The organism is Oleiphilus sp. HI0117 (assembly GCF_001635235.1).
In genome coordinates this window covers 1-270 of record NZ_LWGA01000294.1, presented here as the reverse complement: position 1 = coordinate 270, position 270 = coordinate 1, and the positions used below count along the sequence as shown (strand labels likewise).

General features: G+C 43.7%; 1 protein-coding gene. It reads left to right on the top strand.

The window, feature by feature from the left end; translation table 11 throughout:
- Positions 1–49: 49 nt before the first annotated feature.
- The coding region (locus A3757_RS03725; protein ID WP_156506152.1) for a hypothetical protein at positions 50–270 on the top strand (221 nt) is incomplete at its 3' end.

The following is a 270-nucleotide window of genomic DNA, read 5'->3' as shown; positions in this document are numbered from 1 at the left end:
CTAGCTAAATACTCATTTATAAGTACATAAAACTTTTGCTATAGAACTTATGCCTGCCAAACAGAAGATTCTTAAAGTTCGTCGCCACTATAACCAGTGGGTGGCTGACCAAACCCTAGAAGATTACGCCTTACGATTCACCGCTCGTAAAGCTCGGCGTATGGGTATTAGCCGTGTCGGCAAAACCGCTTTAGGGGCGACTGCTTTTTTGGCACTTGAAAGCATTGCTGCAGCGGTAACGATTAACTATGGTTTTGTGAATACCATTGC